We start from the raw sequence: 13,318 nt of genomic DNA on the forward strand, positions 1-13,318 counted from the left end.
AAAATTAGCAACAAATCTAACCGCTTATAAAAGTTATTTAAGGTCTAATCTTCTCCTTTAATAACTAATGAAAGTTGGCTTATAAATTGATTTTCTAACTCTTTACCTCGTTCCTTAATATATTCGGGTGTCCATTTAATTTTATCTCTCAAATAATTATTTATTTCTACCTTACCGCTTTTTAGACCTATATCCTTACCACGATCATCTTTAACATTTACTTTTTTCTCAAATGAACTATTTGATAGTGAGCTATTGTATGCAGTTAAAGTTAGATTTCCTAAAGAATGCAGCCATTCTTTGCAATCATCTGCCCACTCTCCCTCTTTTGGCGTTCTTGGGTAAATATGCTCAACAGACCATATAAGTTTTTGACCTTTCGTTACTTCCCAAAAATCTACTTTATCTTCATTTGTTCGTAGTTGTCTCTCTAAATAAACAAGAATATAACGAATTAATACGGTGTTATCTTCATACAAATTTTTACTTTTTAGAGCTTCACGAATGCGAGCCGATGAAGGGATATGCTTTTGTAATTCATCAATCAATTTTTCTTGGTCATAATTATTATGTTGTTTTTTTGTTGCTTCAATAAAAATTTGATCAAGGCTATTACTTGCTGGCACATTCGTTAAATGGCGAGCGATAAACCATTGCTCAAGATAATTCAATAAAGTAGTAAAGTCCGCCATTGGATATTGCTCAAACAGGAATAACAATAATGTATATGCAGGAGCGATCCCCAATTTTCTCAAATCAATCAATTTATCTTGATATTGAATAAACTGATTATCGCTTGTAATTTCTTCTGGAAAAGATAACACTTGATATGTAATTGCTTTTTTAGTTAATTCTTTGAGAACATCTTCAGGCTTTTGTTTAATAGCGTTCGTATAAATTTGAATCAACTCATTTTTAGTAATTTTATCTTTACCTTTGGTCGCATCAAAAATTAAATTAGTAGGTCTAAATGCTTGATAAAAATGGCGTAAATAGCGTACCTGAATATCATAATCATTTAAATTCTTCACAATGTTTTGCCATTGCTGATTTGTTTTCTCTGCATCCTGACTTTTCAGATTACTAATCATACTATTTTTGATTAAGTCCATTGGAGTAAGAGGTATGCCTCGGTTATTAATGCTTTCAAATAATGTGAATGCTGAAGCCTCATCTTTAGTATCGATACGCACTACACAAGCAGATGTAACTTTATCAAGCAAAGAAAATAACTTATCTATACTCTCTTCTACGTGTTCCTCAACTCGCTTTTTAAAGTGAGAAAATGCTTTGGCAATACGACGATTTCCATAATTAGTTGGCGGATTGTTCTTATCTTCATTTACAACTTTATTAACTAAATGAAAATAATCTTTTTGGTTATTATTCTGAATTGAAGGAGTTAAACGTATTTTTTCGTTATACGAGAAAAATTCCTGTGTAGAAAGAAATTTTCGTAGATAACTCTTATTAGCAGTAAACTTCTGGTTGTGATAAAGCTCTTCTAGCTTATAGTAAATTGCTAAGAGTAATAAATTAAGCGTTGTTAGGCGCTGTTGTCCATCAATAACTATAGCCTCATTTTTCTCTCCTAAAATACAAATTAGTGAACCAATAAAGTATCCTTCATCATTATCCATAAGATCATCAAATAGATTATCCCATTGGTTTTTATTCCAAGCATATTCACGTTGGTAAGGTGGAATTGTATAAAAAAATTCTGTACCTGAATCATTTTTACTTAATAAAGCAGACACCGTAGTTTTAGCCGCAGATTCAATCATTATGTATCCCTTTTTATATATGTAGATGAAATAAATTAATTATACATCACAATTCTGATGAGTTGTTTATATACCAAAGAGTCTCTTCAGTAGACATCAATCCGTTTTATATTAAACATCAGAAAAAGTGATTAGCCTTTATAACTTAACAAGCGGTAAAATTCAAAAAATTTTTTGCAAATTCAATGGAGAAAAGCAATGACAACCGAATATCAACCGCCAAAAGTATGGCAATGGGAAGCACCAAATGGTGGACAATTTGCCAATATCAATCGCCCGACTTCAGGTGCGTTATTTGAACAACATTTACCGAAAGGCAAACACGATTTACAACTTTATTCAATGGGTACTCCGAACGGTGTCAAAGTTACCGTTATGTTTGAGGAATTGTTAGAACTTGGCATCGAAAAAGCCGCTTATGATCTGTTTCTGATCGATATTAGACAAGGCGATCAATTCGGTTCGGATTTTGTGGCGATTAACCCAAATTCAAAAATTCCGGCATTACTCGATTACAGCCGTGAAAAACCGCAGCCGGTATTTGAAAGCGGTGCGATTTTGCTTTATTTAGCTGAAAAATTTAATGCGTTCTTACCGAGTGATTTCAGCGAACGAACCGAATGTTTGTCTTGGCTATTTTGGCAAATGGCAAGTGCGCCTTACGTAGGCGGCGGTTTCGGACATTTCTACAAATATGCACCGACCAAACAAGAATATCCGATTAACCGTTTTACTCTTGAAACGAAACGCCAGTTAGACTTGTTAAATAAACAGCTTGCCGACAAAAACTATATTTGTGGTGAACATTACAGCATTGCCGATATTGCAATTTGGGGCTGGTATGGACAAATCGTGTTAAATCGTGTGTATGACGCTGCTGAATTTTTAGCGGTACACGAATATCCGCACCTGATGCGTTGGGCGGAACAGATTGCTAACCGTCCGGCTGTGATTCGTGCCTTAGCCAAAGCATATCGTCCGATTAAATTGTAAAAAAAGGGAGAAAAATGACCGCACTTACTCAAATTGCCCGCTATAAAATGTTTGGCGGCTATCATGAACGTTATACACATTATTCGAACAGCACTCACTGTGAAATGACTTTTGCCATCTACTTGCCGCCGCAAGTGGAACAAGGGCAAAAAGTGCCAGTGCTTTATTGGCTTTCAGGACTGACTTGTACCGATGAAAACTTTGCGACCAAAGCTGGCGCACAACAATTTGCTGCTCAGCACGGTATTGCGATTGTGATGCCGGATACCTCACCACGTGGTGAAACCGTTGCAAATGATGAAGGTTACGACTTAGGTCAAGGTGCCGGTTTTTACCTCAATGCCACCCAACAACCATGGGCTGCACATTTCAGAATGTACGATTACATTGTGCAAGAGCTGTCGGCGCTTATTGAGGCAAATTTCCCGGTTAGTGATAAACGTTCGATTTCTGGACACAGTATGGGCGGACACGGTGCAATCCAAATCGGTTTAAAAAATCCAGATCGTTACTGCGCAATCTCGGCTTTCTCACCGATCGTTACCCCAAGCCAAGTGCCGTGGGGACAAAAAGCCTTCACCGCTTATTTAGGCGAAGATCAGGCTACGTGGGCGGAATATGATAGCTTTGCGTTATTAGATAAGGTATCGCCTGCTCGCCCTATTTTGATTGAGCAAGGGCTTGCCGATAGCTTCTATCCAACCCAATTACAGCCGGAAATATTTGCCGAAAAAGCACAAAAGCTAGGTTTTGATGTCACGCTCAATTTGCATGAAGGCTATGATCACAGCTATTTCTTTATCGCGAGTTTTATCGAAAAACATATCGCATTTCATGCAAAAGCGTTAGCAGAAGTATAATATAAAAAGACAAGCGGTCGTAAAATGCAATTTTTTGCAAATTATGACCGCTTTTTATTTGGTTATGTTAATCGGATTAGTTCGCTAAACCGAAGAATTGCTGAATCCCTACCAATAAGTTATTTACCGCCACAGCAGCAAGAATTAATCCCATCACACGGCTAATGACAGAAGCCCCGACGCTACCGATAACATTTTGAATTTTACTTGCCGCCAGCAGTAAGAAATATGTGATGAGTAATACCGCTAACATAATAAGCGTAGTAATGAATTGATCCGTTAAACTAAAGCGATGGTTATCGGTTAATAAAACGATTGCCATCATTGCACCAGGAGAGGCGATGGAAGGAACAGCAAGCGGATAAACCGCCAATTCACTTAAGCTGGTTTGCATCTTGATTTCATTTTCCGGTTTACCTTCACCGAAAATCATGGTTAAAGCAAAGATTAATAAGACTAAACCGCCGGCAATTTGGAATGCGGAGAGTGGAATTTGCATCATTTCAAATAAGGATTGCACGGCAACTAAAAAGAATAGCAAGATAATAGTTGCAATCCCGACCGCTTTTAAAGCGACTTTATTCCGTTCTGCTGCGGAGAGATGATTTGTTTTAGCTAAATAGACGGGAATCGAACCGATTGGATCAATCACCGCCCATAATACGACAAACTGTACAATTAATGAATCAAACACAGTAAAACTCCAAATAAATCACCTAGTTATTGGGTAAATTAACAGAATTTTTGATTTCGTCAAGGTAGGAAAAGTAGAGGAGGGAGTTGGAAAAGAAATAAGTAAAAACGGTATGAAATTAGAAAAACTCATACCGTGTAATTTATAGAGGATTATTTCATCCAGCTTACGATTTCTTCAATCAGTTTACGTGATTTCGGTGTGATATCACCAGCACGATAGCCGAAAGTTGCCATTACAGAAACGCCGTATTCATTTGGATCGAATGCACCGGCTTCAGCAAGAATTTGGTTAACCGCATCATAGTTGAAACCTTCGATTGGGCAACTGTCGATACCAATCATTGCCGCACCGCTCATCATATTGCCTAAAGCGATATAGGTTTGTTTTGAACACCAGTCGAATAATGCACGCTCATTGCCAGCAATTTTAATGTCTTGCTCGTGGAATTGTTTGTATAACGCTAACGTTTTTTCCATTTCTTCGGCGGTTAAACCACGTTGTTCAAGTGCTTTTTTGAAGTATTCGCTATCGTGACTTGCATTTTTCTTAGCAAGTAACACCACTAAATGGCTTGCAGAGTCTAATTGTGATACCATACCCCATGCAACCGGTTTTAATTTGTTACGTAATTCTTCGTTTTGAATCACCACAAATTTCCACGGCTCAGAACCAACAGAACTTGGCGAAAGACGAGCTAACTCTAAAATATAAGCGAAATCTTCATCGCTGATTTTTTTAGAAGCGTCATAGTTACGTGTTGCACGACGATATTTAAATGCTGCTAAAACGTTTTCTTTTTCAATATTAAACATTGTTTTTCCTTTTTTATTTATAAACCTAGTGAGTTCAGCTAAAAGTGCAAGAACCCAATGCGATTTCATAAGTGCTTTCCGAGTAAAATATAACTTTTGAAGTTTAATCTATGCCAAGATATAAAATCCAATCATATTTTATTATAAGGAATATAAGTGTAGATTATGTTAGAAAGGGGCGTTTTTAGCCGTTTACAACCTTAAAAAATAAGCTACAATCAATAAAATTTATCCCACATCAGAAGGAAAATAATATGACGGCAACATTTACACAAATTGGTTGGATTGGCTTAGGTCAAATGGGCGTACCGATGGTTAATCGTTTACTGGCGAACAATATCAATGTCAGCGTTTATAACCGAAATGCGGCGAAAAGTGCGGAATTTGCAGAAAAAGGTGCAAAAGTTGCCGGTTCGGTAGAACAATTAGTTGCAGAAAACCAAGCGATTATTTTGATGGTTTCGGACTATGCGGCGGCAGTAGATATTTTAAATCCGGACGTTTGTGCAACGCTGCAGGGTAAAGTTATCGTGAATATGAGTACGGTTTCCCCGACCGAAAACTTAAAACTAAAAGTATTGGTGGAAGAACACGGCGGTTTATTTGCCGAAGCACCGGTTTCAGGTTCGGTTGTGCCGGCGACAAACGGTACTTTATTAATCCTATTCGGTGGACAAGAAGCAGTATTAAAACCGTTACAACCGGTATTTGACGTACTTGGTCAGCGTACTTTCCATTTTGGTGATGTGGGTAAAGGCTCCGGGGCAAAATTAGTGCTTAATTCATTATTAGGCGTATTCGGCGAAGCCTATGCAGAAGCAATGTTAATGGGCGAACAATTCGGGATTAACTTAAATGATCTTGCCGAAGCGATTGGCGGATCGGCAATGAACTCACCGATGTTCCAAACTAAAAAAACGTTATTACTCGCAAAAGAATTTCCGGCGGCATTTATGCTAAAACACGCCAGTAAAGATCTCAATCTCGCTTGCGGAGAATTAGAAAAAGCCGGCTTAACGCTACCGGCGGTTGAAACGGTTGCGGCACAATATCGTGAAGCGGTAAAAGCGGATTTAGGAAGCCAAGACGTTTCAGGTATTTACTTACAATTAGCGAAAAAATAATTAAATTTGTATAAATAAGCGGTCGTAAATAGTTAAAAATTTACGATCGCTTATCATTTTATTGCCTTTCACTTTTGCTATGAATTTATTTCAGTAAAGCTCTGTTTTAATAACTGTAAGATTGCTTGTATTTTTGCCGATTGAGTACGATGTGCTGTGACAGCATAGAGATTGTAGTAAGGTAATTCAATGTTAGGTAACACAATGACAAGTTCTTTGCTTGCAAGTGATTGTTCGATTTCACCGGAAAGTTGAATTGTGAGTCCAAACCCTGAAATAGCAAGGCTTTTAGAAGCTGTAATACTTGAACATATAAGCGAATTTTTCGGCGAAATTCCTTCTAAACCTAGTGATGATAAAGTATTACGAAATACGGTTTCGTTATATTTTATCCAATCTAAGGATAGTAGATCCGACACATTATTAATTTGCTTTTCAGCTAAATAAGTTGGGCTGGCACAAATACACAATTGCCATTTAGTCAAATAACGAGCGACTAGATTGCTATTAGGATCGGGTTCTGCTGCTCGAATAGCAATATCAATGCGTTCGTTCATTAAATCGGCAATATGATCATCCGGAATCAGTTCAAGCTGAATTTTAGGATGTTGTAATTTTACTTCTGTAAGAAATCGCTTAACGGCTTGGCTATCAATAAAACCTGTTGGTAAACCGATAATAACAGAACCGGTAAGTTCGGTTTGTAAATCAGCTAATGCTTCCTGTGTTTCTGCCAACGTTTGACTGATTTTCTTTGCACCCTGCCATAAAAGTTTGCCTGCTGCTGTTGGACCGATCTTACGAGTCGTTCGATTAAGTAATTTAATGTGGTGATGCTGTTCTAATAATTGAATATGTTGGCTGACAGCGGAACTGGTGATGCCTAATTCTTTAGCTGCGGCAGACATACTGCCTTTTTCTAAGACAAGGTTAAAAATTAACATGGCTTTGAGCGTATCCATCTATCTTTTCCTATTTATTGTTAAGTTTTTCTTGAAAGTTTATTAAGGAATATATGGATTATCAAGCTGTATTAATAGCGTTACACTCTTTCTATCTTCATTAAACATTTTGGGAGTATAGCTTATGCCACATATCAACATTAAATGTTATCCGAAACATCTAAACGAAGTAGAGTTTACGAATTTCATTGATGAGTTAAATGCTGTAATACAGAAACATTTAAAAGCAACGGATGAGGTTATTTCTATTCAATATACCGAGATTGATCCGGAAAATTGGGGAGAGGTTTATCATAACGAAATTGAACCTAATTTAGCGACACTTGCGAAAAAACCGGGTTATAAACTCTAGTGCTAAAATTTAAATTCAAAAATACGGAGTGAAAAATGAAACGAGGAAAAATTTTTCTTTTATTATCAGGGCTTTGGGTTTCTATGTGTTCAGCTAATACCGGTGAAATTCCTCGTTATTTTGGACAAACAGAATCAAGTTATATAAGCCAAACTGCTTATGGCAATTATCCGCAGGCAGGTAAGAGGGTTCAATCCGGTTCGGCTAAAATCTATTATGAAACTTACGGAAAAGGAGAGCCGATCGTTATTTTACATGGCGGTTTAGTTGGTTCGATAACGGAAATGGGAGAGTTTATTGATCATTTAAAAAATGATTATCAGGTGATTGCCATTGCGACTCGAGGTCATGGAAAATCGGAAGTTGGAACCGAACCGCTTGATTATGCACAAAAAGCTAAAGACGTAAAAGTGGTACTGACACAAGAAAAGATTACACAACCGGTCAATATTCTTGGTTTTAGTGACGGTGCTTACACAGGTTATGTCTTTGCCGCAGAATATCCGTTACAGATAAAAAAATTAGTGGCTATTGGTGCGGGAGAATGGAAAAAAGCATGGCGTTCTTTTGATTTTCCGTTGGAGAGTTTAGTTAATTTAGATAAAGCATATTGGGAACAACAACAGCATCTTCGTCCCAATCACGATTTAGCAAATTGGTATAAAAATCAGACCGCTTACTATAATCAAGTTGAAATGGGTAAACCGCTTTTTGAACGGGTTAAAAATAAAACATTAGTTTTAGCCGGTGAAGATGATAAAAATGCTCCGTTAGATACGGTGATTCAAGCCTATAAATATTTGCTCAATGCAGATTTGGCAATTATTCCTAATGCACCGCATCAAGTTTTTATGACCAATTTCCCAGCTGTATGGGCGGTAGTCGAGCCATTTCTACAGCAAAAATAAGCATAAATAATTAGAGGTAAATCACATATAGATTTACCTCTAAAATTTAAATTGGTTAAAGACTATCCACAATTTCTTTCAACAAGCGGTAAGATTTCACTTGTTTTTGTTCATCGTAGATATAAGTTACCGCCATAATTTCATCAATTTCCACTCGTTTAGCTAATTGGGTTAATTGAGCCTTGACCGTTGCCGGCGAGCCGACTAGCGTGCAAGCGGTCATTTGTTCTACCACCGCTTTTTCTTGGTGGTAAATCTGCATTTCACGTAAATCAATCGGTCCGAAGTGCAGCTCGTTTTCCGTACGGTTAAAGTTTTGCCATACTTCCGCATCATTTGCCATTGGCGGTTGTAAATTCTGTTGTGCGTTTGTCACGACATTGATAAAGAATTGGGTTTGGGTAGTCACCAGACTTTGTGCTTCCGCATCGCTATCCGCCACAATTGCATTTACGCCCATAATCACATAAGGTTTTGCCAAATAGGCGGACGGCTTGAAATAACGGCGATAAATTTCGACCGCTTCCATCATCATACGTGGGGCAAAGTGAGCGGCAAACGCATAAGGTAAGCCGAGTTCTGCCGCTAAATAAGCGCTTTCGGTGCTGGAACCTAAAATATAGAACGGAATATCTAAACCGGCGGCAGGGTAAGCGGAAACCGGATTAGTATTTTGGAAATAACCACGCAGTTCGGCAATTTCATCCGGAAATTCGAGGTGTTTTGCCCCTCGGCGTAATGCGTTAGCGGTACGCATATCGGTGCCGGACGCTCTGCCTAAGCCAAGTTGGACACGATTTGGATAAAGAGTCGCAAGCGTGCCGTATTGTTCCGCCACAATATAAGGGCTGTGGTTCGGTAACATTACACCGCCTGAACCAACCGCAATTTTTTTAGTATTGGCTAATGCGTGTTGAATCAGCAGGGTGGTCGCCGAGCTGGCTAAGTTTTTCATATTATGGTGTTCGGCAATCCAATAGCGAGCCAAATCCAGTTCTTCCGCCAATTGTGCCAGTTTCACCATAGACTGCATTGCTTGTGCGTAGTCTTGTCCTTCACGCACTGGGACGAGATTTAAAATAGAAAGTTGCATAATGTGATAAATCCGAGTGTGATAAATAAGAAAACGGTGTAAAAAATGCTTCTTTTTACACCGCTTGTATAGACGTTAATTAGAAATAACCACGTTGATATTGTGCCGGCACAAATTCAATACCGCTGTTATTTGACGCATTTTGTGCGTATTGTACATTCAATAACCATTGTGGGTCACGTAATAATGCACGACCAACGCCCACTAGATCCGCATCGCCGATTGCTAACACGTGATCTACCACATTCGCATCATCTAACATACCGACCGCAATGGTTGGTAAACCAGTTGCTTGTTTTACCGCACGAGCCAAATACACTTGATAGCCTGCATTAAATGGCGGATGTTTACCTTCCGCTAACACACCGTCACCGCCGGCACTTACGTGCATACAATCCGCACCGGCTGCCGCAAAGCGTTTTGCCATTTCCACACCGTAATCCGCATCAAAGCCGTCCGCACCAAATTCTTGTGCTGAAATACGTACAATTAACGGCATATCCGCCGGCATTACCGCTTTAGCCGCTTTAATTACCTGCTCACCAAATAAGAAACGATCTTGACCGTATTCATCAGTACGTTGATTTGATTTCGGTGATGAGAATTGGTGAATTAAATAGCCGTGCGCGCCATGAATCTCAATCGCATCAAAGCCAGCTTCTACCGCACGTTTTACCGCATCTTGGTAAGATTGAATCACATCTTGAATTTCCGCTTTGCTTAATTCACGAGGTGTTTTTAAATTCTGACCTGCATAATCTAATTCACCGTAATGAATTGCCGAAGGGGCAACCACATCATCGCAGTCTTGTGCTTTACGACCGGCATGACCGATTTGCACCGCAATTTTACTGCCGTATTTATGTACGGACTCGACAATCGGTTTAAACGCATCACGTTGTTCATCATTCCATAACCCTAAACACTTCGGCGTAATACGGCCATTTGGTGCAACGTTAGTCATCTCTACAATGATTAAACCGACACCACCAATCGCACGTGCGGTGTAATGCACAAAATGCCAGTCGTTCGGCACACCGTCTGTTGCCGAATATTGGCACATAGGTGGCATCACGATACGGTTTTTGAGTTCAAGATTTTTGAGCTTGAAAGGTGTTTGTAAATATCTAAATTTTGCCATTGATCTAATCCTTCATGTCTAAAAAACGAATGGATTTTAATCGGCTGAAGATATAAAATCTAATCACAATTTTTTATACTAAATATAAATATGCGTGATATTAGAACCGTTGATTTAAACTTATTGAAAGCGTTTGATGCACTCTTGCAAGAACGTAACGTAACCAAAGCGGCACAACGTTTATCCGTGACTCAGCCAGCAATGAGTGCAATGCTAAATCGCTTGCGTGATAGTTTTGGTGACCCGTTATTTGTGCGTGTACAACACGGGATTGAACCGACTGCCAGAGCCTTGGCATTAATGCCTTCGGTTAAAACCATTTTGGCGGAAGTGAATCGAATGTTGCGACCAGTGGAATTTGATCCGCAAACGGCCGAAATGACGATTAAGATTGCCTCCACTGATTATGGTTTGGAAGCAATCGGTACGCCTTTTTTAGCCCATTTAAAGCAACTTGCACCGAAAATTCGTGTCGCTTTTTTACCGGCACAAGATGTGGATTTGTTAGCCCAATTTGAACAGGCAAGAATTGATATTGCCTTGGTGTCTACCCAACATATTTCGGCGGATTTGCACAGCAAACCGTTACTGACAGAACATTATGTTTGTGTGATGCGAGCAGAGCACCCAATGGCAAATCAACCGCTCAATTTAGACAACTTTTGTGAATTGGATTTTGCAATGATGTCCTATGACGGCGGACAATTTTACGGTGTGTGCGATGAGGCATTGGCTAAACTCGGTAAAACTCGCCGTGTGTCAGTATCGGTTAATCACTTTTCTTTGCTACCGAATATCTTACGTAGCACAGACGTGGTGGCATTGGTGCCATCACGTTTAACTCATAATCTCACCGGATTGGTCTGCAAAGCGCTTCCGCTCGAAGTACAGGGCTTTGCAATCCAAATGGCATGGCACGAACGCACTCACCAAGACCCGGCTTACCAATGGATCAGAAATTTGTTGGTGGAGAGCCTGACGAAACCATAATTGACAAACATATTTACAAAAAATGAGGGAAATTAGACCGCTTGTTGTCACTCATATAGCAAATATACTAGCTAGCATCTCCTTTCGGGCTTACCCCAAAATGTCTTTTATATTCTCGGCTAAACTGGCTTGGGCTTTCGTAACCGACTTGGAAAGCAATATTGGCGATATTGCTCTGTTTGGCTTGGATCAAACGCTGTGCAGCTAGTAAGCGATGCGATTTTTGATATTGTAGCGGTGACATATTGGTCATTTTTTTAAAATGCGAATGAAAACCTGATACTGACATTCCTGCCTGTTTCGCTAACTCATCTACCCGTAACGGTTCAGATAAATGTTGCTCGATCCAAAGTGCGGTTTGAGCGATTCGATTTGTGTGACTGCCTACTTGTACCAATTCCCGTAATTTCTGCCCTTGATCGCTTTTTAGCAGAACATAGTAAATTTGCTGTTGAATAAGTGGTGCAAGAAAATCTATATCTTCCGGAGTTTTGAGCAAATCAATTAGGCGCTCAAACTGAGCCAATAGATTTTCTTCCATTTGACATTGTAAGAAAGCGGTCGATTTTGGCTGATTTTTTGCAATTGTCTTTGGAATATGTGGCACGATACTTGCCACCATTTTTAGATCGATTTTCATCGTCATCATCAAGTAGGGCTTTTCGGGGCTTGCTTCCACCACTTCTACCGACAATGGCACGTTTACCGGACAGAACATAAAATGTTGATTGCTGAATAGCGTACATTGATCACCGATACAAATTTTTCGCTCGCCTTGCAACACAATACAAATACGAGGTTCGAGAATTGTGTTACCCATAGGCGTTGGATGATCAGCGTGTTGAATCACAAGCCCTTCAATGGGAGTTTGCCAAAGTTGGTTTTTCGGCACAAGCGGTAATAATTTATCAATAATTTGCATTTTTGGAGAATTAGGCAAAATTTTTACCGAAATGATATACCGACAATCGTGAAATTTCCACAAAAATAACTTCTCGTTTAGTAAATAGGTTATAATCGTATTTTGTGTGTAGGTGGGCAAAAATGCTTACCTACTCAAATTTTCATAACAAAGGAAACAACTATGAAACGTTTAAGCTAACCAATGGTTGGAGCAAAAATTTTTAACGAAATGCTTAAAGTGGAAAATGCTCTTGGCGATTTGTCGATTGACATTTTTATGAAAGAAATCATCAAAATCCGCTCATCACAACTGAATGGTTGTGCATTTTGTCTTGATATGCACGTGAAAACCGCTCGCAAAGCTGGGGAACGAGAAATGCGTTTGCACCACGTTGCGATTTGGCGTGAAAGCCACTTATTCTCGGAAAAAGAACGTATGCGTTGGAATTAACCGAAGCCCTTACGCAAATCAAGCCCGAAGGCATTAGCGATGAGCTTTACAACCGAGCCAAAGCGGTATTTAGTGATCAAGAATTATGCGATGTAGTATTCTCGATCGCCCAAATCAATGCGTGGAACCGTCTTGGCGTAGCATTCCACACCGAAATCGGCTCAATGGACAAAGCAATGGGGCTAGATAGCGTAGAACTCTAATTTTTACCCACTCTGCAAGCGGTCAAATTTGTAAATCATTTTGCG

General features: G+C 39.2%; 15 protein-coding genes. 8 read left to right on the forward strand and 7 right to left on the reverse strand.

What is annotated here, in order from left to right; genetic code table 11:
* Window positions 1-44: 44 nt before the first annotated feature.
* Window positions 45-1,784, reverse strand: coding sequence for a DUF262 domain-containing protein (locus tag NYR60_RS00705; RefSeq protein ID WP_279467154.1), 1,740 nt, complete (start codon window positions 1,782-1,784; stop codon window positions 45-47).
* A gap of 198 nt (window positions 1,785-1,982) precedes the next feature.
* Here NYR60_RS00705 and yghU point away from each other — a divergent pair, with 198 nt between their 5' ends.
* Together yghU and fghA are read left to right on the forward strand one after the other, a co-directional pair.
* Window positions 1,983-2,777, forward strand: coding sequence for a glutathione-dependent disulfide-bond oxidoreductase (gene yghU / locus NYR60_RS00710; RefSeq protein WP_279467155.1), 795 nt, complete (start codon window positions 1,983-1,985; stop codon window positions 2,775-2,777).
* Between the two features lie 14 nt (window positions 2,778-2,791).
* Entirely contained in the window at window positions 2,792-3,637 is an 846-nt protein-coding gene (gene fghA, locus NYR60_RS00715) for an S-formylglutathione hydrolase (RefSeq protein WP_279467157.1), read from the forward strand.
* A 76-nt stretch (window positions 3,638-3,713) separates the two neighbouring features.
* On the opposite strand, the gene NYR60_RS00720 is transcribed toward fghA, so the two are convergent.
* The gene (locus tag NYR60_RS00720) at window positions 3,714-4,331 is read right to left on the reverse strand and encodes a MarC family protein (RefSeq protein ID WP_279467158.1); all 618 of its coding nucleotides are present in this window, start codon (window positions 4,329-4,331) and stop codon (window positions 3,714-3,716) included.
* Window positions 4,332-4,483: 152 nt separating this feature from the next.
* Complete coding sequence (locus NYR60_RS00725; protein WP_279467160.1) at window positions 4,484-5,146, reverse strand: NAD(P)H-dependent oxidoreductase; 663 nt, start codon at window positions 5,144-5,146, stop codon at window positions 4,484-4,486.
* A 230-nt stretch (window positions 5,147-5,376) separates the two neighbouring features.
* Between NYR60_RS00725 and NYR60_RS00730 the strand changes: the two genes are divergently transcribed.
* Window positions 5,377-6,270 (forward strand): NAD(P)-dependent oxidoreductase, encoded by an 894-nt coding sequence (locus NYR60_RS00730; protein WP_431831757.1) that lies wholly within the window; start codon window positions 5,377-5,379, stop codon window positions 6,268-6,270.
* 77 nt (window positions 6,271-6,347) lie between these two features.
* Here NYR60_RS00730 and NYR60_RS00735 read toward each other — a convergent pair whose 3' ends face one another.
* Window positions 6,348-7,232 (reverse strand): LysR family transcriptional regulator, encoded by an 885-nt coding sequence (locus tag NYR60_RS00735; RefSeq protein ID WP_279467163.1) that lies wholly within the window; start codon window positions 7,230-7,232, stop codon window positions 6,348-6,350.
* Window positions 7,233-7,356: 124 nt separating this feature from the next.
* Between NYR60_RS00735 and pptA the strand changes: the two genes are divergently transcribed.
* Window positions 7,357-7,584 (forward strand): tautomerase PptA, encoded by a 228-nt coding sequence (gene pptA, locus NYR60_RS00740; RefSeq protein ID WP_279456766.1) that lies wholly within the window; start codon window positions 7,357-7,359, stop codon window positions 7,582-7,584.
* A 35-nt stretch (window positions 7,585-7,619) separates the two neighbouring features.
* Window positions 7,620-8,492 (forward strand): alpha/beta fold hydrolase, encoded by an 873-nt coding sequence (locus NYR60_RS00745; RefSeq protein ID WP_279467164.1) that lies wholly within the window; start codon window positions 7,620-7,622, stop codon window positions 8,490-8,492.
* Between the two features lie 55 nt (window positions 8,493-8,547).
* Here the strand turns inward: NYR60_RS00745 and NYR60_RS00750 are convergent, their stop codons facing one another.
* Window positions 8,548-9,585, reverse strand: a complete 1,038-nt coding sequence (locus NYR60_RS00750; protein ID WP_279467165.1) for an LLM class flavin-dependent oxidoreductase — start codon at window positions 9,583-9,585, stop codon at window positions 8,548-8,550.
* Between the two features lie 79 nt (window positions 9,586-9,664).
* Window positions 9,665-10,726 (reverse strand): NADH:flavin oxidoreductase/NADH oxidase, encoded by a 1,062-nt coding sequence (locus NYR60_RS00755; RefSeq protein ID WP_279467166.1) that lies wholly within the window; start codon window positions 10,724-10,726, stop codon window positions 9,665-9,667.
* A gap of 90 nt (window positions 10,727-10,816) precedes the next feature.
* On the opposite strand from NYR60_RS00755, the gene NYR60_RS00760 reads away from it, so the two are divergent.
* Window positions 10,817-11,716 carry a LysR family transcriptional regulator gene (locus NYR60_RS00760; RefSeq protein WP_279467167.1) on the forward strand — a complete coding sequence of 300 codons (900 nt, stop codon included), beginning with the start codon at window positions 10,817-10,819 and terminating at the stop codon, window positions 11,714-11,716.
* Window positions 11,717-11,783: 67 nt separating this feature from the next.
* Here NYR60_RS00760 and NYR60_RS00765 read toward each other — a convergent pair whose 3' ends face one another.
* Window positions 11,784-12,638, reverse strand: a complete 855-nt coding sequence (locus NYR60_RS00765; protein WP_279467988.1) for an AraC family transcriptional regulator — start codon at window positions 12,636-12,638, stop codon at window positions 11,784-11,786.
* A 183-nt stretch (window positions 12,639-12,821) separates the two neighbouring features.
* Here NYR60_RS00765 and NYR60_RS00770 point away from each other — a divergent pair, with 183 nt between their 5' ends.
* Window positions 12,822-13,070 carry a carboxymuconolactone decarboxylase family protein gene (locus NYR60_RS00770; protein ID WP_279467168.1) on the forward strand — a complete coding sequence of 83 codons (249 nt, stop codon included), beginning with the start codon at window positions 12,822-12,824 and terminating at the stop codon, window positions 13,068-13,070.
* Window positions 13,061-13,273 carry a carboxymuconolactone decarboxylase family protein gene (locus NYR60_RS00775; protein ID WP_279467169.1) on the forward strand — a complete coding sequence of 71 codons (213 nt, stop codon included), beginning with the start codon at window positions 13,061-13,063 and terminating at the stop codon, window positions 13,271-13,273. Before NYR60_RS00770 ends, NYR60_RS00775 begins: the two co-directional genes overlap by 10 nt.
* Window positions 13,274-13,318 lie beyond the last annotated feature (45 nt).

Origin of the sequence: Actinobacillus genomosp. 2 (assembly GCF_029773605.1) — a bacterium.
Lineage (GTDB): Bacteria > Pseudomonadota > Gammaproteobacteria > Enterobacterales > Pasteurellaceae > Actinobacillus.

Excerpts from the sequence above, each read along its gene's own strand:
- NYR60_RS00705 (WP_279467154.1), bottom strand. The coding sequence starts at position 1,784 with ATGATTGAATCTGCGGCTAAAACTACGGTGTCTGCTTTATTAAGTAAA.
- yghU (WP_279467155.1), top strand. The coding sequence starts at position 1,983 with ATGACAACCGAATATCAACCGCCAAAAGTATGGCAATGGGAAGCACCA.
- fghA (WP_279467157.1), top strand. The coding sequence starts at position 2,792 with ATGACCGCACTTACTCAAATTGCCCGCTATAAAATGTTTGGCGGCTAT.
- NYR60_RS00725 (WP_279467160.1), bottom strand. The coding sequence starts at position 5,146 with ATGTTTAATATTGAAAAAGAAAACGTTTTAGCAGCATTTAAATATCGT.
- NYR60_RS00735 (WP_279467163.1), bottom strand. The coding sequence starts at position 7,232 with ATGGATACGCTCAAAGCCATGTTAATTTTTAACCTTGTCTTAGAAAAA.
- pptA (WP_279456766.1), top strand. The coding sequence starts at position 7,357 with ATGCCACATATCAACATTAAATGTTATCCGAAACATCTAAACGAAGTA.
- NYR60_RS00745 (WP_279467164.1), top strand. The coding sequence starts at position 7,620 with ATGAAACGAGGAAAAATTTTTCTTTTATTATCAGGGCTTTGGGTTTCT.
- NYR60_RS00750 (WP_279467165.1), bottom strand. The coding sequence starts at position 9,585 with ATGCAACTTTCTATTTTAAATCTCGTCCCAGTGCGTGAAGGACAAGAC.
- NYR60_RS00755 (WP_279467166.1), bottom strand. The coding sequence starts at position 10,726 with ATGGCAAAATTTAGATATTTACAAACACCTTTCAAGCTCAAAAATCTT.
- NYR60_RS00760 (WP_279467167.1), top strand. The coding sequence starts at position 10,817 with ATGCGTGATATTAGAACCGTTGATTTAAACTTATTGAAAGCGTTTGAT.
- NYR60_RS00765 (WP_279467988.1), bottom strand. The coding sequence starts at position 12,638 with ATGCAAATTATTGATAAATTATTACCGCTTGTGCCGAAAAACCAACTT.
- NYR60_RS00770 (WP_279467168.1), top strand. The coding sequence starts at position 12,822 with ATGGTTGGAGCAAAAATTTTTAACGAAATGCTTAAAGTGGAAAATGCT.